At 64.8% G+C, this 19,100-nt stretch carries 16 protein-coding genes; 6 read left to right on the forward strand and 10 right to left on the reverse strand.

The features are described from left to right. Positions 1-90 precede the first annotated feature (90 nt). The 3 genes from smc to JQ621_RS30035 all read right to left on the reverse strand — a co-directional run bounded on the left by smc (position 91) and on the right by JQ621_RS30035 (position 5,071). Positions 91-3,555, reverse strand: a complete 3,465-nt coding sequence (gene smc, locus JQ621_RS30025) for a chromosome segregation protein SMC (RefSeq protein WP_212240357.1) — start codon at positions 3,553-3,555, stop codon at positions 91-93. A 216-nt stretch (positions 3,556-3,771) separates the two neighbouring features. Beyond that, positions 3,772-4,443 carry a DsbA family protein gene (locus tag JQ621_RS30030; RefSeq protein WP_212240359.1) on the reverse strand — a complete coding sequence of 224 codons (672 nt, stop codon included), beginning with the start codon at positions 4,441-4,443 and terminating at the stop codon, positions 3,772-3,774. A gap of 136 nt (positions 4,444-4,579) precedes the next feature. Further along, positions 4,580-5,071, reverse strand: coding sequence for a DUF721 domain-containing protein (locus JQ621_RS30035; protein ID WP_212240361.1), 492 nt, complete (start codon positions 5,069-5,071; stop codon positions 4,580-4,582). Positions 5,072-5,268: 197 nt separating this feature from the next. Between JQ621_RS30035 and mutY the strand changes: the two genes are divergently transcribed. Then, positions 5,269-6,366 (forward strand): A/G-specific adenine glycosylase, encoded by a 1,098-nt coding sequence (gene mutY, locus JQ621_RS30040; RefSeq protein ID WP_212240363.1) that lies wholly within the window; start codon positions 5,269-5,271, stop codon positions 6,364-6,366. 4 nt (positions 6,367-6,370) lie between these two features. Here mutY and JQ621_RS30045 read toward each other — a convergent pair whose 3' ends face one another. Then, a complete protein-coding gene (locus JQ621_RS30045) occupies positions 6,371-8,116 on the reverse strand; it encodes a sensor domain-containing diguanylate cyclase (protein ID WP_212240365.1) in 1,746 nt (581 codons plus the stop codon). Between the two features lie 250 nt (positions 8,117-8,366). Between JQ621_RS30045 and JQ621_RS30050 the strand changes: the two genes are divergently transcribed. After that, positions 8,367-8,786, forward strand: coding sequence for a PaaI family thioesterase (locus JQ621_RS30050; RefSeq protein ID WP_212240366.1), 420 nt, complete (start codon positions 8,367-8,369; stop codon positions 8,784-8,786). Between the two features lie 178 nt (positions 8,787-8,964). Here JQ621_RS30050 and JQ621_RS30055 read toward each other — a convergent pair whose 3' ends face one another. Then, a complete protein-coding gene (locus JQ621_RS30055; RefSeq protein WP_212240367.1) occupies positions 8,965-10,242 on the reverse strand; it encodes a flavin-dependent oxidoreductase in 1,278 nt (425 codons plus the stop codon). Between the two features lie 127 nt (positions 10,243-10,369). Between JQ621_RS30055 and JQ621_RS30060 the strand changes: the two genes are divergently transcribed. After that, a complete protein-coding gene (locus tag JQ621_RS30060; RefSeq protein WP_212240368.1) occupies positions 10,370-10,990 on the forward strand; it encodes a glutathione S-transferase family protein in 621 nt (206 codons plus the stop codon). 102 nt (positions 10,991-11,092) lie between these two features. On the opposite strand, the gene JQ621_RS30065 is transcribed toward JQ621_RS30060, so the two are convergent. Further along, a complete protein-coding gene (locus JQ621_RS30065) occupies positions 11,093-11,773 on the reverse strand; it encodes a glutathione S-transferase family protein (RefSeq protein WP_212240369.1) in 681 nt (226 codons plus the stop codon). A 239-nt stretch (positions 11,774-12,012) separates the two neighbouring features. Here JQ621_RS30065 and JQ621_RS30070 point away from each other — a divergent pair, with 239 nt between their 5' ends. Further along, positions 12,013-13,719 carry an EF-hand domain-containing protein gene (locus JQ621_RS30070; RefSeq protein ID WP_212240372.1) on the forward strand — a complete coding sequence of 569 codons (1,707 nt, stop codon included), beginning with the start codon at positions 12,013-12,015 and terminating at the stop codon, positions 13,717-13,719. A gap of 33 nt (positions 13,720-13,752) precedes the next feature. On the opposite strand, the gene JQ621_RS30075 is transcribed toward JQ621_RS30070, so the two are convergent. Both JQ621_RS30075 and JQ621_RS30080 read right to left on the reverse strand, forming a co-directional pair. Next, positions 13,753-14,079, reverse strand: a complete 327-nt coding sequence (locus tag JQ621_RS30075; protein WP_212240373.1) for a hypothetical protein — start codon at positions 14,077-14,079, stop codon at positions 13,753-13,755. A 175-nt stretch (positions 14,080-14,254) separates the two neighbouring features. Next, the gene (locus tag JQ621_RS30080) at positions 14,255-15,385 is read right to left on the reverse strand and encodes a site-specific DNA-methyltransferase (RefSeq protein WP_283813218.1); all 1,131 of its coding nucleotides are present in this window, start codon (positions 15,383-15,385) and stop codon (positions 14,255-14,257) included. 416 nt (positions 15,386-15,801) lie between these two features. Between JQ621_RS30080 and ypfJ the strand changes: the two genes are divergently transcribed. After that, positions 15,802-16,734, forward strand: a complete 933-nt coding sequence (gene ypfJ / locus JQ621_RS30085) for a KPN_02809 family neutral zinc metallopeptidase (RefSeq protein ID WP_212240384.1) — start codon at positions 15,802-15,804, stop codon at positions 16,732-16,734. Between the two features lie 98 nt (positions 16,735-16,832). Continuing rightward, positions 16,833-17,393: a molybdenum cofactor biosynthesis protein B gene (gene moaB / locus JQ621_RS30090; protein WP_212240385.1), complete on the forward strand. Its 561-nt coding sequence runs from the start codon at positions 16,833-16,835 to the stop codon at positions 17,391-17,393. Between the two features lie 25 nt (positions 17,394-17,418). On the opposite strand, the gene JQ621_RS30095 is transcribed toward moaB, so the two are convergent. Together JQ621_RS30095 and JQ621_RS30100 are read right to left on the reverse strand one after the other, a co-directional pair. Further along, positions 17,419-18,348, reverse strand: coding sequence for a bifunctional helix-turn-helix transcriptional regulator/GNAT family N-acetyltransferase (locus JQ621_RS30095; protein WP_212240386.1), 930 nt, complete (start codon positions 18,346-18,348; stop codon positions 17,419-17,421). 62 nt (positions 18,349-18,410) lie between these two features. After that, complete coding sequence (locus tag JQ621_RS30100) at positions 18,411-18,986, reverse strand: glycosyltransferase family protein (protein WP_212240387.1); 576 nt, start codon at positions 18,984-18,986, stop codon at positions 18,411-18,413. Between the last annotated feature and the right edge of the window lie 114 nt (positions 18,987-19,100).

A 19,100-nucleotide genomic window follows, 5' to 3' on the forward strand; every position in this document is an offset into this window, starting at 1 on the left:
CGCGCGAAGCGCGAACCCGGAATCCAGAGCTTGTAGCGCGAGATTCCGGGTTCGATGCTGCGCATCGCCCCGGAATGACGGTCAATCTTCTCACGCCACGTTCTGGTCGAGAATGTCGACGGCTTCGGACAGGCTCACCGAGACGAGCTGGGAGACGCCGCGCTCGGCCATGGTGACGCCGAACAGCCGGTTCATGCGCGCCATCGTGATGGGATTGTGCGTGATGATGATGAAGCGGGTGTCGGTCGAGCCGGTCATTTCGTGCAGCAGGTTGCAGTACCGTTCGACGTTGTGGTCGTCGAGCGGCGCGTCGACTTCGTCCAGCACGCAGATCGGCGAGGGATTGGTCAAGAACACTGCGAAGATCAGCGCCATCGCGGTCAGTGCCTGCTCGCCGCCCGACAGCAGCGACAGCGTCTGCGGCTTCTTGCCCGGGGGCTTGGCGATGATTTCCAGGCCGGCTTCGAGCGGATCGTCGCTCTCGATCAGGTGCAGCGCGGCCTCACCGCCGCCGAACAGCTCGACGAACAGGCGCTTGAAGTGGTTGTTGACGACCTCGAACGAGGTCAGCAGCCGCTCGCGCGCTTCCTTGTTGAGGCTCTGGATGCCCTGGCGCAGCCGCTTGATGGCCTCGACCAGGTCATCGCGCTCGGTGACCAGGCCCGTGTGCTGGGTCTCGACCTCGCGCAGCTCTTCCTCGGCGCGCAGGTTCACGGCACCAAGGCGTTCGCGGTCGCGGCGCATCTTTTCGAGGTCTTCCTCGATCTCGTGCAGCGGTGGCAGCTCGGCACCGGGTTCGATCTCGGCGAGGCCGGCGACGGCCTGCGGCTCGACTTCGAGCATGTCGCGGATCTCGCGCTCGATGTCCTCGAGCCGGCGCCGCGCGCTTTCCATGCGCTCTTCGGCGCGGGCGGTGGCCTCGCGCGAGCTGGACAGCGCCTCCAGCGTCAGCTTGGCGACGCGATCGGTCTCCGCCATCGCGGTCTCGGCGGTGGCGAGCGCGTCGGCGGCCATACGGCGCTCGTTCTCGGCGTACTCGATCTCGGTGATCAGCGCGCTGCGCTTCTCGGCGAAGAGAGCGGGCGCGTTCTCGAGTTCGCCGCGCTCGATCGTGAGCTCGGCAATGCGCGCCTGGATGGTGTCGATGTGGGAGGCCGCGCTCTCCTTGCGGTTCTGCCACTCGGTGCGTTCGGCGAGGATCGCCTGGACGCGGCGGTCGGCGAGCTCGGCCTCGCGCGCCAGGGCCTGCGCCTCGGCGCGGACCTGGGCGGCGATGCGGCGATGGTTCTCGATGTCGCTGCGGACGGCGGCAAGACGGGTCTCGGTGTCCTCGCTCGACGGCAGCTCGCTGATGCCGGCCTCGGCGTATTCGCAGGCGGCCTCGGCCTCGGCGCGGTCGGCGGCAAGACGGCTGTGCGCCTCCGACAGCGTCGCCTTGCGGGCGGCGTGACGGCTGATCTCACGTTCGGCGGCGGCGTGGCGTTCGCGCGCGGTGTTGAGCTCGCGCTGCGCCGCACGCATGGCTTCGCGGCTGGCGCCTTCGGTGCTGGCCGCCATCTGCAATTCGGACTCGGCATTCTCCAGCGCCTGACGCTTGATCTGCGCGTCGATGCGGGCCTGCTCGAGCTCGTTCTCGATGTCGACGAGACGGGCGCGCTCGGCCAGGCGCCGCGCGGCGCCGGTCGGCGCGTGAGCGGCGGCAACAAAACCGTCCCAGCGCCAGACGTCGCCTTCGGGCGAGACCAGCCGCTGGCCGGTCTTCAGCTGCGAGACCAGCTCGGCGCCGCGCTCGCGCGGCACCACGCCGATCTGCGCCAGGCGGCGCGCCAGCTCGGCCGGCGCCTGAACGTGGTTGGAAAGCGGGGTGACACCTTCGGGCAGCTCCGGATCGCCGTCGGTGACGCCGACATTGGTCCAGCGCATCGGCGCCGAGGGGTCGATCGGCGCATCGAGATCGTCACCGAGCGCGGCGCCGATCGCCTTTTCGAAACCCTTGTCGACGGTGATGCCGTCGATGATCGGCGGCCACAGATTCTTGGTCTCGCCGTTGACGATCTTGGAGATCGTGCGCGCCTCGGTGTCGAGCCGCTGCACGCGCTTGTCGGCTTCGACCAGCGGCGAGCGCGAGGATTCCAGCGTCTGGCGGGCGGCGACATGCGCAGCTTCGCTCGCCTGCGCGGCGGCTTCCGCAGCTGCCAGCGTCTGCTCGGCGGTCTCGACCGCCGCGGTCAGCTCGTCGAGGTCGCCGAAGCCGCCGGTGTCGGCGGCAAGCTTCTGCTCTTCAGCCGTGACATTCGCGATCTCCTGATCGAGGCGCGCGAGCTTGTCGCGATGGGTGCGAACGTTGGCTTCCAGTTGGTTGCGCTTGGCGGTGAGGTCGGCGAGCGCGGTGGTGAGCTCGGCGAATTGCTGCTCGGTCTCGGTCAGCACCGCCTCGGCTTCCGCGACGCGCTCGTCGACGCCGGAGCGCTTCTCGACGCGCGACTTGATCTCTTCCTTCAGCTCGGCGTCCTCGGTGTCGAGCCGCTGCAAGGCGACGTCGGCATCCATGGTTTGCTGCTGAGCACGGGAAATGTCGCCTTCGAACTGCGCGAGACGACGCTCGAGCTCGGCAACGCGCTCCTTGGCGCGCTCTTCCTCGCGGTCGAGCAACTCACGGGCATTGGTCAGGCGCTGAAGACCTGCAGCAGCACGCGCTTCGGCATCGCGCAGTGCCGGCATTTCGGCAGCGCGGATCGCCTGGATGCGGGCGGCTTCGGCCTGATGCTGGGTGCGCTCGGCCATCTCGCGGACGGCGAGATCGTGGGTCTGGCCGGATTCGTTGACGTCGGCATGGGCGCCGATCCAGCGCAGGTGAAACAGTGTGGCTTCGGCCTTGCGGACCTTGGCGGCGACCTCGCGATAGCGCACGGCCTGGCGCGCCTGCTTCTTCAAGCCTTCCATCTGGCCTGCGAGCTGGCCGATCACGTCCTCGACGCGGGTGAGGTTGGTTTCGGCCGCCTTCAGCCGCAGCTCGGCCTCGTGGCGGCGGGCATGCAAGCCGGCGACACCGGCGGCGTCTTCCAGCACGCGGCGGCGCTGCTCGGGCTTGGCCTGAATGATCTCGCCGATCTTGCCCTGGTGGACGAGGGCCGGCGAACGCGCGCCGGTGGCGGCGTCCGCAAACAGGATCTGCACGTCGCGCGCACGCACGTCGCGGCCGTTGATGCGATACACGGAGCCGGCTTCGCGCTCGATGCGGCGGGAGATTTCCAGCAGCTGGCTGTCGTTCATCGCCGCAGGCGCGGTGCGATCGGCATTGTCGATCGTCATCGTCACTTCGGCATGGTTGCGCGCGGGACGGTTGCCGGAGCCCGCGAAGATCACCGCGTCCATATCGGCGGCGCGCAAGCTCTTGTAGGAGGTTTCACCCATCGCCCAGCGCAGCGCTTCGACGAGATTCGACTTGCCGCAACCGTTGGGTCCGACCACGCCGGTCAAGCCGGGCTCGATGACGAAGTCCGTCGGCTCAACGAAGGACTTGAATCCGTGTAGGCGCAGGCGGGTGATTTTCATAAGCACGCATCTCTGTTGGCAGGCGCGAATCCCCCTGCCGGGACAATACCATGGAAGGCAATGCCACTCTCTGGGCGAGTCGCGCGGGGCGCCTCATGCGGCGGACAATGGCCGCGGTGCGCCACGAGGGCAACCAGCCAAAGCCGCTTTTCCCAAGGGATTTATGCCGGGAAAGATACGGCTTTCGAGATGCGAATCAGGATCTTGACGCCCGAATCAGCTCTTCAGCAGCGGATTGATCTTCTTGGCGAACTCCTCGAACGAGGCCTCGCCCTTGATCTTCTCGCCGTTGATGAAGAAGGTCGGCGTCGAATCCACCTTCAGCACGTCGCTCGCATATTTCTGGTCGGCGGCGATCTTGTCGAGCAGTGCCTGGTCCTTCAGGCAGGCTTCGACCTGCTGCTGGGTGAGGCCAGCCTGCTTGCCGATCCGCGTCAGGGTCTCGGTGGTGTTCTTCACCACCCAGTCGTTCTGCTGGCGGAACAGCATGTCGGTGACGGCGAAGTACTTCGGCGCATCGCCGTTGGCGATACAGCGCGACAGCATCGAGCCGGCGGCGGCCTTGATGTCGAGCGGGAACTCGCGGAAGACGTAGCGCACCTTGCCGGTGTCGATGTATTCGGACTTGATCTTGGGGAACACCTGCTCGTTGAAGGCCGCGCAATGCGGGCAGGTCATCGAGGCGAATTCGGTGATGGTGACGGCGGCGTCCTTGGGGCCGAGCGCCATGTCGGGCAGCGACACCGGCTTGGCGACATCGCCGGCGGCCTGCGCCTTTGCTTCAGGGATCATGGCCTCGGAGATGAACCGCAGCGGCGAGAGCCCGGCGATCGCGGCGAGACCGGTCAGCGACAGCATCGTGGTGAAGGCGCGGCGGGTGATGATCAAGGTCGGCTCCCGAATTGGCGTGGTCTCGACCCGAGCTTTACCTGAAGGTTCCCGGGCGGCCTGTCGCTAGCTTGAAACGTGGTTTGAGGCAATGGCGAGCGGCAAGGCCGGGTCCAGATTGGCGCAGGAATGAGGCTCAATTTCGCTTGATGGCGGCCCCGAGCCGCGCCAGCGCCGTCTTCAATTCTTCATCTTCGATATCGCCCAGGCTTTCCGCCACCTTGGCGACGGCCTTGGGGTCCGGCGGGGCGGGCCGCACCGGGCGATGGGGCCGCGCCAGGGGGGCCTGGCGGAAGGCAAGCTTGCCGACCGCGCTCCAGCCGAAGAAGCGGTTGACCCGCTCCAGGATGACGTCGGCCGAGTGCTGGATCTCCAGCGCCATCGGCCCCTCGACCCGCAGCACCAGCGTGGCCGGCTCCTGCGGCTGCCCCTCCACCGGTCGCGGCCATTGCATCTTCAGCGGCTCGGCATGGGCGGCGATCTCGGGCCCGGCGATCTCCCCCCAACGCGTCACCAGCTCGCGCGCGGCAAAACCCTGCTTGGCATACGCCTCGGCAAAGACGTCGTTGAGCAGGATCCCGAGCGGCTTGGCGCTGATGGGGCCGGGTTTGGGGGGAAATTTGGCCATGGGGCCTTATAGCACTCCGGCGCGCCGCGCGCTGCCTCTTGGCGGCCGTCAAGGCCGGGGCGGTCCGAAGGACGGCGTCGCGTGCGCTCGCCTATGTCCCGGCCATCCACGTTCTTTGACGAAGAAAGGCGTGGATGCCCGCGACGAGCGCTGGCATGACGTGGAGAGGTCGGTGCGTTGCCGCTACAGTGCGGGGCATGAACCCCAAATCCGCCCTTAAGGCCGAGCCGGAATCAGCTCAGTCTGCAGTTTCGGCTCGTCCTATATTGCTGCTCGCCTGGTACGACCGCCACCGCCGCAGACTGCCGTGGCGCGCTGCGCCTGGAGAGACCTCCGATCCCTATCGCGTCTGGCTGTCGGAGATCATGCTCCAGCAGACCACGGTGAAGGCGGTCGGGCCCTACTTCGAAAAATTCGTCGCGCGCTGGCCTGATGTCGAGGCGTTGGGGAACGCCTCGCTGGATGACGTGCTGAGGATGTGGGCCGGGCTCGGCTATTATTCCCGCGCGCGCAATCTCCATGCCTGCGCGGTTGCGGTGACGCGCGAGCATGGCGGTGCTTTTCCCGACACCGAAGAAGGCCTGCGGGCGCTGCCGGGCATCGGGCCCTACACGGCGGCGGCAATTGCGGCGATCGCGTTCGATCGGCACACCATGCCTGTTGACGGCAATATCGAGCGCGTGGTGTCGCGCCTGTTCGCGGTGGAAGCGGAGCTGCCGCAGGCAAAGCCGCTGATCCAGCAGATGGCAACGACGTTGCTCGCCAACTCCCGCGCGGGCGACAGTGCCCAGGCTCTGATGGATCTGGGCGCCTCGATCTGCACACCGAAGAAGGCAGCCTGCTCGCTGTGCCCATTGAACGAGGATTGCGCGGCGCGCCTGCAGGGGACGCAGGAGACATTTCCGCGCAAGGCACCGAAGAAAAGCGGCACGCTCCGGCGTGGCGCAGCCTTCGTCGTCACGCGCGGAGATGAACTGCTGGTCCGCTCAAGGCCCGAAAAAGGCCTGCTCGGCGGCATGACCGAAGTGCCGGGCTCGGACTGGCTCGCCGGACAGGAAGACGCGACGGCCAAACAACAGGCGCCCCGCTTGAATGGTCTGTCGCGCTGGCACCGCAAGCTCGGCGTGGTCACCCACGTCTTCACGCATTTCCCGCTGGAACTGGTGGTCTACACCGCGAGGGCCGAAGCCCGCACGCGCGCGCCCGCGGGCATGCGCTGGGTGCCGATCGCGACCCTTGCCGACGAGGCGTTGCCCAACGTCATGCGCAAGGTGATCGCGCATGCGCTGGACTGACGGCTCAGGCGGCGCGCGCGGCGCGTTCGTCGGTTGCGGGCATCAGGAAAGTGCGGTTGCGCCCGGTTTTCTTGGCGACATAGAGGCCCTGGTCGGCGCGCTCGATCACGTCCTGCACGTCGCGGTCGTTCTCGTCGAACAGAGCGAGCCCGACCGAGACGGTGATGGGAATGACGGTGTCGCCATGGCGCACGGTCGCACCCGCGATCGATGTCCTGATGCGCTCGGCGAGCAGAAGCGCTGTCTCCTGGTCGATCTCGCGCAGCAGGACAACGAATTCCTCGCCGCCGAACCGGGCCGCCTTGTCTGTGGTACGGATCGACTGGCTGATGACGTCGGCGATGCTCTTGATGGCGTCGTCGCCGGCCGCGTGTCCGTAGGTGTCGTTGATCTTCTTGAAGTGATCGATGTCGATCATCAAGGTCGCCATGTTGCGCCTGTAGCGGCGGCTGAACGCAACGGCGTCGTCGGCGACGGCGAGGAAGGAGCGGCGGTTCATCAGGCCGGTCATGAAATCGGTGTCGGCGAGATGCCGCAGCTTCAGCATGTCCTCCTGGAGCTGCATCGCATTCTCGGTTGCGCGCATCTCGGCTTCCTTGGTGCGTTCCTCGGCATGGCCGATACGTCGCAGCAGCGAGCGCAGCGCGCGTGAGAGCTGGACGACTTCGACCGAGCCGCTCTGCCGTGCCAGCATGGTCGGGCCGTGGGCGCGTCCGATGCGGTCGGCTTCCTGCGTCAGGGCGATGATCGGAGCGGCGATCCGGCGCGAGACCAGCAGGGCCAGAGACAGCGCGATCAGCGCGATGACCGCTCCGATCGTCAAGATCATCTGCGCGGAGGAGATCGCTGCCTTTAGCGCCACGCTCGCCGGCTGGCTCGCGGTGACGATCCAGTTCAAGCCCTGGTAGTCGCGATAGCCGTAACCGACGTGGAATGCGGTCAGCATCTGCTGGCCGTCGACCGTTTCGCGGAAGGTGCCGTCGCGGGCCTTCAGCATGCCGGCGAGCTGATCGCCGCCGTAGCGGATGGTTTCCTTCTGCGGGCCGACGAGGACCATGCCGCCCTTGCTGAGGATCGATAGCCGCGTGTCGGTATTGCCGTCATTGGCCTCGACGTCCTTGATCAAATTGCTGGCCCATGACCAGTCCAGATGCCCGCCAAGCACGCCGACCACTTTGCCGGAGGCATCGCGCACGGGCAGGGCGATATCGACGAAGCGATAGGGTTCGTTGTTGGCGCGCTGGGTGAGCAGCGACGACAGCAGGATGGCCTCGTGCACGTCGCCGACCACGACATTTTCGAGACCCTGCTTGAACCATGGTCGCTCCAGCACGGATTTGCCCTGCAACAGGCCGCCGGTCGACGCGACAACGTTGGCATTGAGGTCGGCAAAACCGATCCAGGTAAATTCGAAATTGCGCTGAAGCGCCTCGAGCGCGCTGCGCAGCTCGTTCGGGTCGCCCTGCCACAGCCGTTGCATCGGCTCGAGCTCGGTGAACAGCTTCATCTCCTGCTGCCGCGTCGCCATGAAACGCTCGAGCCGGGCGGAGGTGCTGGATGCGATCCCGGCGACGCTGCTCTCGATGAGAGCCGCCGTGTGTCTGTAACTGATGAGGGCGGCGCCGGCGGCCAGGGTGCCCACCAGCACGATGGACATCACCGCAACGGCAGCAGCGATCTGCGTCCGTACGGTCAGTCGATCTTCGATCGCGTGCAGGCGGTTGGCCGCCTGTTGCAAAAGGGCTCGCATGGAAAGGCTCCGGTTTCACCGTCGCTCGTGCCACGTCGTAACTTCCAGCCGCTTACCGCCCGATTGCTTAATTGGATCGTATTGAATCGGTCGTGAAACCGGTTGGTTGAAGTCGGCTTAATCGCTGGCGAAATGCCCTGAATCCGTACAGTTTCCGTAAATCCCGGAAGTTTGCGTTGTCGCGGATCGCCTGCTGCCATGAAGCTGTCAGCAGACCGGGACTATCAGTTCGACGGCAACGGAGGTTCGCATGGTCAAGACCGCGCTCGATAACTTCAAGAGGCCGCCCTGTGCCGAACTGCTCGGATGGCGGCTGCTCGATGTCCGACCGGAGGAGGGGTGGATCAAACTCGGCTTCGAAGGCAGGCCGGAGTTCTGCAACCCGGCCGGTTTTATCCAGGGCGGCATGCTTTCGGCCATGCTCGACGACACGATGGGCCCTGCGGTCCTCGTGATGAGCGAGGGCCGGCTCTACACCACCACGATCAGCATGACGGTGAATTTTCTCAGCCCCGCCAGGCCCGGCCCGATCATCGGCGAGGCCAGGGTGACGCAGCTCGGCAAGACCATCGCGTTCGTCGAGGCCAGGCTGATGGCGGAGGATGGCACGGTGCTGGCAACGGCGACTGCGAGCGAGCGACTGCTGGAGGCGGCTAGGGTGGTGAAGTAGGGCGATTGCTTTCCGCTTCGCGTGCGATGTCTGCGTTCGAGCGCCCAAGCTTCCGCGTCGTCATGGCCGGGCTTGTCCCGGCCATCCACGCCTTGCCAAGCGGAATGAAGAACGTGGATGCCCGGGACAAGCCCGGGCATGACGAACCTCAGAAATCCGCATTAAGTGCGAATGAAATTCACACCTGCACCCGCGCGTCCCCGCTCACGATCGGCGGCTTGGCGTTCAGCGCCTCGACCTGAAACCCCGCAACGCGCTTGTAGTTCGACGCGATGTCTTCCAGCTCCTTCTGCGACAGCACGTCGGTGACGACCTTGTAGCCGTCAGGTGCGCGTTCTTCGACGAGCTGCATCACCTGCTCGGGGCCGTTCTTGCGATTGAGCAAGACAAGGTCGGTGGTCGCCGGCCGCCGCTCGGCCTCATAGGCGAGCAGCGCTGCGGTCGTCGGACCATGCGCCAGGATCTCGCGCGTGATGGTGCGGGCGTCCAGGATCGCCTGCGAGGCACCGTTCGAGCCGATCGGGTACATCGGATGCGCGGCATCGCCCATCAGCGTGACCTTGCCGAACGTCCATTGCGACACCGGATCCCGATCGACCAGCGGGTATTCATAGGCGTGCGGGCAGTTCCGGATCAGGCTGGGGACATCGAGCCAGTCGAATGTCCAGCTCTCGAACCAGGGCAGAAACTCCTCCAGCCGGGCGGTGCGGTTATAGTCCTCGCGACGCCACTGATAGGTCGGCGGCATGTGGCGTTCGGCGACCCAGTTGATCAGGTGATTGCCCGCGGCGTCGGGCTCCTTGGAAATGGGATAGCAGACGAATTTCAGGATTTCGTGGCCAGCCATGATCATGGTGCGGCCGGTGAGGAAGGCCTTTGAAGGCGTGACGCCGCGCCAGAGGATGCGGCCGTTCCAGATCGGCGGGCCTTCGTTGGGATAGAGCTTTTCTCGCGCGGCGGAATGGATGCCGTCGGCAGCGATCATGATCGTGCCGTCGTAGGTCCCGGCAGGCTTGCCGCTCGCCCTGTCGATGAAGTCGGCGCGCACGCCGGTGGTCGTCTCGGTCCAGCCGTTGAGGTGATGGCTGGTCAAAATGTTCTCGCGGCCGAGCCGCTCGACTGCAGCATCGAGCAGGATCTGTTGCAGCGTGCCGCGGTGGATCGAGAACTGCGGCCATTTGTAGCCGGCCTCCAGCCCGCGCGGCTCGCTCCAGATCGGCTTGCCGTGCTTGGAGAAATAGGCGAGCTCGCGGGTGCGCACGCCGCTTGCGTCCAGCTTGTCCAACAGACCGAGCTCGATCAGCTCGCGTACCGCATGCGGCAGCACGTTGATGCCGACGCCGAGCGGCTTCAGTTCCGCGACGCTTTCGAACACTTTTACGGGAACGCCGATTCCGTGCAGGCTGAGCGCAAGCGTCAAGCCGCCGATGCCGCCACCGGCGATGAGTACCGTCATGACAAACCCCTCCGATTGCGGGCGTCTTGGCACAGGCGGGCGGATGTGGGCAACTGCGAAGAGAATGTCGTGCTATAGACCACGGGGACGACAGCGGTTATTTTCCGGTTTTCCCATGAGGTCCGACATGCTCAAGCTCTACTACGCCACCGGCACCTGCGCGCTCGCCACCTACATGGCCCTGGAGGAGGCCGGCGCCGACTACACGGCTGAACGGCTGAGCTTCAAAGACAACCAGCAGAACAGCCCGGCCTATCTGGCCATCAATCCCAAGGGCCGTGTGCCGGCGCTGGTCACCGATCGCGGCGTCCTCACCGAGACGCCGGCGATGCTGGCCTATATCGCGCAAGTGTTCCCCAAGGCGAAACTCGCGCCGATCGATGATCCCTTCGACTTCGCCCAGGTGCAGTCGTTCAACTCCTATCTCTGCTCGACCGTGCACATCAACCATGCCCACAAGATGCGTGGCGCGCGCTGGGCCACGCAGGAGAGCTCGTTCGCCGACATGAAGGCGATGGTGCCGAAGACCATGGGCGCCTGCTTCAAACTGATCGAGCAGACGATGTTCAGGGGGCCGTGGGTGATGGGCGATCAGTTCACGGTCTGCGATCCCTATCTCCACACGCTCTCGCACTGGCTCGAAGGCGACAGCGTCGATATCAACGCGACGCCGAGGATTGCGGATCATTTCAAGCGCATGATGGACCGCCCGGCGATCCGCAAGGTGATGGACGCGCAGAAGGCGTGACACCCTCGTGTCGTCCCGGCCCAGTTGCGCAATTGCGCACGGGGCGCCGGGACGACGCCATTTGCCTTGAAGCTGCGTCTATCCAACGCGGCGCTCTTATGATCAGGCGACTTTCGTCGTCATGTGCTTGAACATGTTGGCGCGCGCCTCATCGTCCATCTCGGCCTTGAAGGTGAACTTGTCCTTCAGCGCGATCGCGCGGGCGGCTGCCGGCCGCGCCGAGATCTCGTCGATCAGCCGCTTCACGTTAGGATAGCGCGCAAACGCGTCGTCGCCGAGCTTGAACGGCACCATCCGTGCCCAGCCCCACAACGCCATGTCGACGATCGAATAGTCGTGGCCGACCATATAGCGGCGGCCGGCGAGATGTGCGTCGAGAATCCTGTAGTGACGATCGGTCTCGTACTGGTAGCGGTTGTGGGCGTAATCGTGGTTCTGATCCTTTGGCGCAAAATGCTTGAAGTGCACGGCCTGACCCGAATACGGCCCGACGCCTGTTGCCACGAACATAAGCCAGGACAGCAGCTCGGCGCGGTTGGCGGGCAGGAATTTTCCGGTCTTCTCGGCGAGATAGAGCAGGATGGCGTTCGAATCGAACACGATCGTGCCGGCGTCGTCGATCGCCGGCACCTTGCCGTTCGGATTGATCTTCAGATAGTCCGGCGCGAACTGCTCGCCCTTGCGGGTGTCGATCTTCACCGGCTCGAACGGCAGGCCGGCCTCCTCGAGGAAGAGCGCGACCTTGGTCGGGTTCGGCGATCCGTTGAAATAGAATTTGAGCATCGTTGGTCTCCCCAGTGCTGCATGTTTGAGGCTGACTCTGCAGGTGCGGCGCCTGCGGTTGGTCTATCTGCGTCGGTTCCACCGCGTCTGCAAGCGAAGACTTCGTGACTGCGGCATGATGGAAACGCAAGGGTGATCTCAAGCAAGAATTTACTTTGCAAAGCGTCAACAAAAGGTAGTGCCTTGTCGCCAATGCACCTTCGTCGTATTTCCCCACGAGGTTTTGCGGAGCGTGCAGGATGGTCGAGGCGAAGAGCTGTTTCCGATTTGCGTCGGCGTGCTTGATTGCTGCGGCAATGTCGCTTGGCAGTTCCGCATGCGCGCAGCAGCCACAATCCGTCGGAGAACGGGTCCTGCTTGGCCGCCTGTACGCGGGGACCGATCTGACTAGGTACATGACGCAGTTGCGTGAGGAGTTCTTCCAGCTCGATGCGGACCGCGATGGTAAACTGACCGAGCGCGATTCGGCGCTTCACGCGCAGATGGAGGCGCCGCAGGCCAGGATCGCTCCGTTGCTGCAGGTCATGCGCTTCGACATCGACGGCGATGGCGTGGTGACCGAGGACGAGGTAAGGCAGGTTACGCGATACGAGCAAAGAACCATACTCGTGCAGCCGGCGGAAAGCAGGCCGCCGATCGGCCGGCTAGAGGAGGAAGTCGAGCGGGTCGTCAAAACGATCATGGCGTTCGACGCCGACAAGGACGGCAAGATCACCCTGGCTGAGGGCTACAGGCCGGCTCCGAATCCTCCCCGCCTATCCAACAACGGCTACGCGCAACGGGTGCGAGATGCGCTGACGCTTGATGCTGCGAATTCGGGCGAGCTGTCGCTGGCCAGCTATCAGGCAGCCGGCGAGATGCTGTTTCGCACCATTGATACCGATGCCGACAGCAAGATATCCCAGCAGGAGCTGACGGACTTTCGTCGCAAAACCACGGATGCCGCGAACGAAGAGGCGCGGCTGCGAAAGCTGCGGGAACAAGCCGAGATCGCGCGCAAGAAACAAGAAGCGATCGACGCCGAGCGCGCGGCCTGTGCTATTCCGAAAGCCTCCGAGACGAGCAAGGTCGTGCTATTGGGCGTCTACCAGACGGACGCGCTGTCGAGCGTCACCATCGGCTCGCAGGACAATGAAGTGCGGGCCGGTCGTATCGTGGTCGAGCCCGGCAGCGAACCGATCTACGTGGTGATCGCGAGCTATGACCCGACGATCTGGCAATTCAGCGGTGCCGTCGAGCGTGTCGAGCGCTTGGTGATGACGAGCTCGCGTACCGGTCCGGACGCCGGTGATCCGAAGCAGCCGTCTCTTGTCGGCGCCACGGGAATCCCGCGTGAGCGCATCACACTGCTGGCACGATCGAACTGCTTCGGCTATTTCAGCGAAGCGCCGTCCAGCGCGTCGCTGCAGGCGGCGGCCTTTGTCAACACCTCAGCCGGCAAGCAGCCGGACTTGGTTGCGACCAGATATTCGCTCGCAAGCGTCAGTATCCCCTCGGGGGCGATCGAGTCCACTGCGGATCAGCGTCAGAAGCTCGTAATCCGCAAGAGCGAGGGGACGCTCAATATCATCGGAAATCTGGCTAACGTCCTTATCCAGTCCGGTCCCAGCCGGGCCAAGGAGGAGATGGAGCGCTTCTTTCCTGGCGGCGTGACCGAGATCGACCCGAATGCCGTGATCGCCAGTGCCCCTGTGACGCCCTATGACGTGCTACCCTCGCAGGCCGGTTTAGTCCAGCTGCTGGCCAAGGGCCAGATCAGCCAGAACCGCGCCGGCGAATATGTCGTACGCGAGAAGATCCGGTTTCCGGCGCGGCTGACCGGCGCCCATTCCGTCACGTTTCTCATCATGAAGGGCGTGCCGTATCCCGACGGCGACCCAGGCCATTCCTGCGTCATTGTCGAAGGAAGCGGAGAGAGCAAGGGCGCCGGTTGTCCCTCGCGTTGATCCGTTCGCAGCTCCTGCTGGCGTGACACATGCTCAGCCCGAACAGGCACTTCCGATCGCAGCCGCGATGATCATGGCGAGGCCCATGGCCTCCAGCCGCAGCCCCAGCCTGGTCGCAAGATGCACGTCCGAGGCCCTCGCCTTCCGCTGCGATTCGCGCGCATAGCCGTGCACGATGGCGTCTTGATTGAATTCGTCATGCGCCTCGTTGCTGCTGGCAAGCCCGACGCAGATCACGAGCACGCCGAACAGAGCGAGCCCGAAAAAGCCGAGCAGGGCGATCAGAAACATCGGGAACATACCGATCAGGAAGATCGGCAGCAGCGGCAACACCAGCAATATCTCGGACTGTTTTCGCATGGCGGACCCGCCGGTCGGGACACGGACTGGTCCAACGTATGTAGTCCCGGCTGTTGCGGCGTTCAAGGAGCCGTAGGGTGGGCAAAGCGAAGCATGCCCACCAAAGCTCTATTGCCGGGAGAGATGGTGGGCACGGCGCTTCGCGCCTTTGCCCACCCTACGGGGTCGCGGAAAACTACTCCGCCGCCATGCCGGCGCGGATCTCGGCGCGGAGCTCGTCGATCAGCTTGAGGCCCTTCTTGGTCTCGACGTGCCAGAAGGTCCAGCCATTGCAGGCCTGCGCGCCCTGCGCTACCGCGCCCATGCGGTGGATCGAGCCAACCTTGTCGCCGAACATGATGGCGCCGTCGGCACGGACCAGCGCGCCGAGCTTCTTCTTGGCGTCGAACAGTTTCGTGCCGGGCATGATCATGCCGCGCTCGATCAGCTCGGAGAATGCCACGCGCGGTGCTTCGCGGGCTGTCATGAAGGGCGCAAGACTCTCCTCCGGCAGCGGCTCGACAGCGGCGATGCGCGCTTCCGCGGCCTTGGCGTAAGTCTTGTCGCGCTCGAAACCGATATAAGAGCGGCCGAGGCGCTTGGCGACGGCGCCGGTGGTGCCTGTGCCGTTGAAGGGATCGATCACGAGATCGCCGGGCTTCGACGACGACAGCAGCACGCGCGCGAGCAGGCCTTCCGGCTTCTGCGTCGGATGCACCTTCTTGCCGTCCGCGCCCTTGAGGCGCTCTTCGCCGGTGCAGAGCGGGATCAGCCAGTCGGAGCGCGCCTGCACGTCCTCGTTGGCCGCCTTCAGCGCTTCATAGTTGAACGTATAGCCCTTGGCTTTCTCGTCGCGCGCGGCCCAGATCATGGTCTCGTGCGCGTTGGTGAAGCGGCGGCCGCGGAAATTCGGCATCGGGTTGGTCTTGCGCCAGACGATGTCGTTCAGGAGCCAGAAGCCGAGGTCCTGCATGATCGCGCCGACGCGGAAGATGTTGTGATAGGAGCCGATCACCCAGATCGTCGCCGACGGCTTCATCGCGCGGCGCGCGGCGAGCAGCCAGGCGCGGGTGAAATCGTCATAGGCGGAGAACGAATCGAACTTGTCCCAGTCGTCGTTGACGGCGTCGACATGGGACTCGTCGGGGCGCTTGAGATCGCCCTTCAGCTGAAGATTATAGGGCGGATCGGCGAACACGAGATCGACCGAACCAGCCTCGAGCTTCGACATCTCGGCGACGCAATCACCGAGAATGATGCTGTGCGAAGCGGACTCAAAATTTGTGCGGGGCGCCTTTGCAGACGCCCCGCGACGCGACACTACCATGACTCAAGAACTCTGACTCAGGCGACGCTGTCGGCGACGCGGGACCAAACAACCGACTGGCCGTTACAATGAAGCGGCAAAGTAAAAATGGGCTTAACCCGCCGCTTTCGTGAGCAGATCGCGCATCGCATGTGGCGCGCGGTTCGCGGCGCGCAAGAGCCGTGTTTTACAGTGTGTTTCGCGTCATGTCGTGTTCGGAAGGTCGCCCGTGTTGCAAAAGACTCTCGAATTTCTCTCGGAAAAAAATGCTTGGCCCTCGGAAAAAATTGCAGGCGTCGCACGCTGTCGCACTAGGCAATAATTGCCGAGCGGGATATTGATTAACGCAATGGAAATTTTACGTCTGTGGCGCGTTGAGCTTTTCTCGCTTCTGCGTGCCCATGCCATGCAAATCGACGACCTGAGGGAAACCCGCCATGCGCTACGATGATTTCCGCCGCAGCGACGACATCGAGGATCGTCGCGACGACAGTGGCGGCGGTGGTGGCGGCGGATTCGGCCTTCCCATGGGTGGGGGCGGCCTCGGCATCGGCACCATCATCGTGCTTGGCCTGGTCGGCTATGCCTTCGGCATCGATCCGCGTATTCTGATCGGCGGCGCCGAGATCCTCACCGGTGGCGGCAGCCAGGCGCCGAGCTACCAGAGCGACCGTCCGTCCCAGGCCAAGCGCGGCGCGCCGACCGACGAGATGGGCAGCATGATCTCGGGCATCCTCGGCGAGATCGACGATCGCTGGAGCGAGCAGTTCGCGGCCAGTGGCAAGTCCTACACCGGTCCGAAGGTCGTGCTGTTCCGCAACGCCACCAATGGCGGCCGCTGCGGCCGGGCGGAGTCGGCGATGGGACCGTTCTACTGCCCGCCGGACCGCACCATCTTCCTCGACACCGGTTTCTTCCGCGAGGTCGAGACCCGCTTCCATGGCTGCCAGGGCAACGCGTGTAAATACACCTCCGCCTATATCATCGCGCATGAGGCTGGCCATCACATCCAGAACCTGCTGGGCATCATCCCGAAGGTGACGGAGTTGCAGCAGCAGGCCGGCAGCAAGGCCGAAGCCAACGCGCTGCAGGTGAAGGTCGAGCTGCAGGCCGATTGTCTCTCCGGCATGTGGACCAATCTTGAACAGAAGAAGCGCCCGAACTTCCTCGAGGCCGGCGACATCGATGCCGCGCTGACCACGGCGTCTGCGATCGGCGACGATACGCTGCAGCGCCAGGCCACCGGCCGCGTGGTGCCCGACTCCTTTACCCACGGCTCGGCCGCGCAGCGCAAGCAGTGGTTCATGACCGGCTATCAGCAGGGCACCCTGAACGCCTGCAACACCTTTGCGCCGGGCGCGGTGCGGTAGTTATCCGTCACGGGCCGTTGTCCGTCATCCCGGGACGCACGCACTTGCGTTCGTCCCGGGATGACGGCGGCGGGTGCGGAAACAGGAGTGAAACCGCAATGTCGATCGACGAATCCAGACAGTTCATCCCGCTCAATATCGCAGTGCTCACCGTCTCCGACACGCGTGCGCTTGCAGATGACAAATCCGGCCAGACGCTCGTCGATCGTCTCACGGCGGCCGGCCATCATCTCGCCGCGCGCGAACTCGTCACTGATGATGTCGAGGCGATCCGCGCCGTCATCCGCCGCTGGATTTCGGACGCCGGCGTCGACGTCGTCATCACCACGGGCGGCACCGGCTTCACCGGGCGCGATGTCACGCCGGAAGCGATCGAGCCGCTGTTCGAGAAGCGCATGGATGGTTTCTCCATCGCCTTCCACATGCTGAGCCACGCCAAGATCGGCACGTCGACGATCCAGAGCCGCGCCACCGCGGGCGTAGCTGGTGCGACCTACATCTTCTGCCTGCCGGGTTCGCCCGGCGCCTGCCGCGACGGCTGGGACGGCATCCTCGCGGCGCAGCTCGACTACCGCACGCGTCCCTGCAATTTCGTCGAGATCATGCCGCGCCTCGACGAGCATCTGCGGAGGCCGAAGGCGCAAGGCGCGACGGTATGAGCACTCCTCTTCTCGTCTCGCGCAGCTACAGATCCCGCTCCCAGGTCTCGCCGATCAGGTCCTGCCCGAAGCTGCGATGCGGTTTCGTCGCGACCAGCTCGAACCCGGCGCTCTTGTAGATGCCGCGCGCGGCGACCAGAATGCTCTGCGTCCACAGCGTCATCCTGCGGTAGCCGCGCTCGCGCGCGCCATTGATGCACTGCTCGACCAGGGCGCGGCCGACGCCGAGGCCGCGTGCTTTCTTCTCCACCTGCAACAGGCGGAGTTTTGCGACCTCGTCCGTGGCCTTGACCAGAAACACCGAGCCGACCGGCTCACCACCGACTTCCGCGATCCAGCAGTGTTCGCGTGCGGCATCGTAGGTCTTGATGAACTGCGCGCAGATCTCGGCGACCAGCGCCTCGTAGCTGATGTCCCAACCGTAGTCCGCGGCATAGGCAGCCGCCTGCCTGGAGATGACCCAGCCCATGTCGCCGACGCGATGGCTGCGCAGCACGACGGTCGCCGGCTGGCTCTGGCGTTGCTCGAGCAACGTCTCGATGGTCGCCATCGCCTGCGTGAGCCGCGTCGCATCGCCGGCCGATAGCGGGGCCAGCAGGGCGGCGACCTCATTCTGCGAGCCTTGGTCCAGCTTGGCGAAGGTCTGGCGACCCTTCGCAGTGAGGCTGAGCTGGTACTGCCGGCGATCCGCGGGCAGGGGCGTTCGTGTGATCAGCCCTTTTTCGTCGAAGCCTTGGACGATGCGGCTGAGATAGCCGGGATCGAGCCCGAGTTCGGTGCCGATCTCCTTTGCCGCAACCTCGTCGCGATGGGCGAGCTCATAGAGCACCCGCGCCTCGCTGAGCGAGAACGGGCTCTGTCCAAGGTGCTGGTCGAGCACGCCAAGCTTGCGGGTGTAGAAGCGGTTGAAGGCGCGAACCGCGGCGATCTGGTCGTCGGGACCGGTATCAGGCATGGGGACACCTCGATACTTGCCATTGTCAAATAACTATTTGACTTTAGCAAGTATTAGATGCGTCACCCGACCATGACGATCCGGCTGCGCAGCAGTGTTCGGGAGGAGCGGCCGAGCCGCCTGAGCAGCCGCGCTTCGGACCGGCGGGCCTGCGGCGGATAGCCGCCGAGCCGGTCATAATGGTCGCGCGCGATCAAAAGCCCCTCATCGCCGAGAGGGCCGACCAGCTTGCGCGCCACGGACCAGAGGATATCGCGGAACCCGGTATCGGCGTAGGGCGAGCGCGCGTAACGGAAGACGGCGGCGCGATCCCGGCCGCTGGCCGCGACGGCCTGGATGAACTGGGTGGTCTCCTCGATCCAGCCGGTGTCCAGCACGGCGCCGGCAGGCAGGAACATCAGCCAGGGCGAACGGGCCTGGAGCGCGCCGGCGGCCAGCGCGGCGCCTTGCGAATGTCCCTCGTAGCCGATGAAACGGCAGCCGGCGACGTCGGCAACGCGCTCGATGACGCCATTGCGGGTGCCGTCGACCAGCAGAACTTCCTTGATCAGGCCCGCAGCGGCGCCGGGGACCAGTGCGGCCAGAGTTGCGACCGCCGTCTGTTCGACGCCTTCGGTCGGAATGATGACGCTCAGCATTGAGACTTCGATGTCCGCACTTCGGGAGAAGCGTAGCTCGTTATGATATTGTCATAAACACGCTGCGGTGCCGAGCGCAAATTTCCACCAGCCTTTGGCCATGCGATGGTAAAC

It is taken from the genome of Bradyrhizobium manausense (assembly GCF_018129685.1).
Taxonomy (GTDB): Bacteria; Pseudomonadota; Alphaproteobacteria; order Rhizobiales; family Xanthobacteraceae; genus Bradyrhizobium; species Bradyrhizobium manausense_D.

What these genes read in the sequence shown, in the direction of transcription:
- smc (WP_212240357.1), bottom strand. Translation starts at nt 3,555, where the DNA reads ATGAAAATCACCCGCCTGCGCCTACACGGATTCAAGTCCTTCGTTGAG.
- JQ621_RS30035 (WP_212240361.1), bottom strand. Translation starts at nt 5,071, where the DNA reads ATGGCCAAATTTCCCCCCAAACCCGGCCCCATCAGCGCCAAGCCGCTC.
- mutY (WP_212240363.1), top strand. Translation starts at nt 5,269, where the DNA reads ATGAACCCCAAATCCGCCCTTAAGGCCGAGCCGGAATCAGCTCAGTCT.
- JQ621_RS30045 (WP_212240365.1), bottom strand. Translation starts at nt 8,116, where the DNA reads ATGCGAGCCCTTTTGCAACAGGCGGCCAACCGCCTGCACGCGATCGAA.
- JQ621_RS30050 (WP_212240366.1), top strand. Translation starts at nt 8,367, where the DNA reads ATGGTCAAGACCGCGCTCGATAACTTCAAGAGGCCGCCCTGTGCCGAA.
- JQ621_RS30055 (WP_212240367.1), bottom strand. Translation starts at nt 10,242, where the DNA reads ATGACGGTACTCATCGCCGGTGGCGGCATCGGCGGCTTGACGCTTGCG.
- JQ621_RS30060 (WP_212240368.1), top strand. Translation starts at nt 10,370, where the DNA reads ATGCTCAAGCTCTACTACGCCACCGGCACCTGCGCGCTCGCCACCTAC.
- JQ621_RS30065 (WP_212240369.1), bottom strand. Translation starts at nt 11,773, where the DNA reads ATGCTCAAATTCTATTTCAACGGATCGCCGAACCCGACCAAGGTCGCG.
- JQ621_RS30070 (WP_212240372.1), top strand. Translation starts at nt 12,013, where the DNA reads ATGGTCGAGGCGAAGAGCTGTTTCCGATTTGCGTCGGCGTGCTTGATT.
- JQ621_RS30075 (WP_212240373.1), bottom strand. Translation starts at nt 14,079, where the DNA reads ATGCGAAAACAGTCCGAGATATTGCTGGTGTTGCCGCTGCTGCCGATC.
- JQ621_RS30080 (WP_283813218.1), bottom strand. Translation starts at nt 15,385, where the DNA reads ATGGTAGTGTCGCGTCGCGGGGCGTCTGCAAAGGCGCCCCGCACAAAT.
- ypfJ (WP_212240384.1), top strand. Translation starts at nt 15,802, where the DNA reads ATGCGCTACGATGATTTCCGCCGCAGCGACGACATCGAGGATCGTCGC.
- moaB (WP_212240385.1), top strand. Translation starts at nt 16,833, where the DNA reads ATGTCGATCGACGAATCCAGACAGTTCATCCCGCTCAATATCGCAGTG.
- JQ621_RS30095 (WP_212240386.1), bottom strand. Translation starts at nt 18,348, where the DNA reads ATGCCTGATACCGGTCCCGACGACCAGATCGCCGCGGTTCGCGCCTTC.
- JQ621_RS30100 (WP_212240387.1), bottom strand. Translation starts at nt 18,986, where the DNA reads ATGCTGAGCGTCATCATTCCGACCGAAGGCGTCGAACAGACGGCGGTC.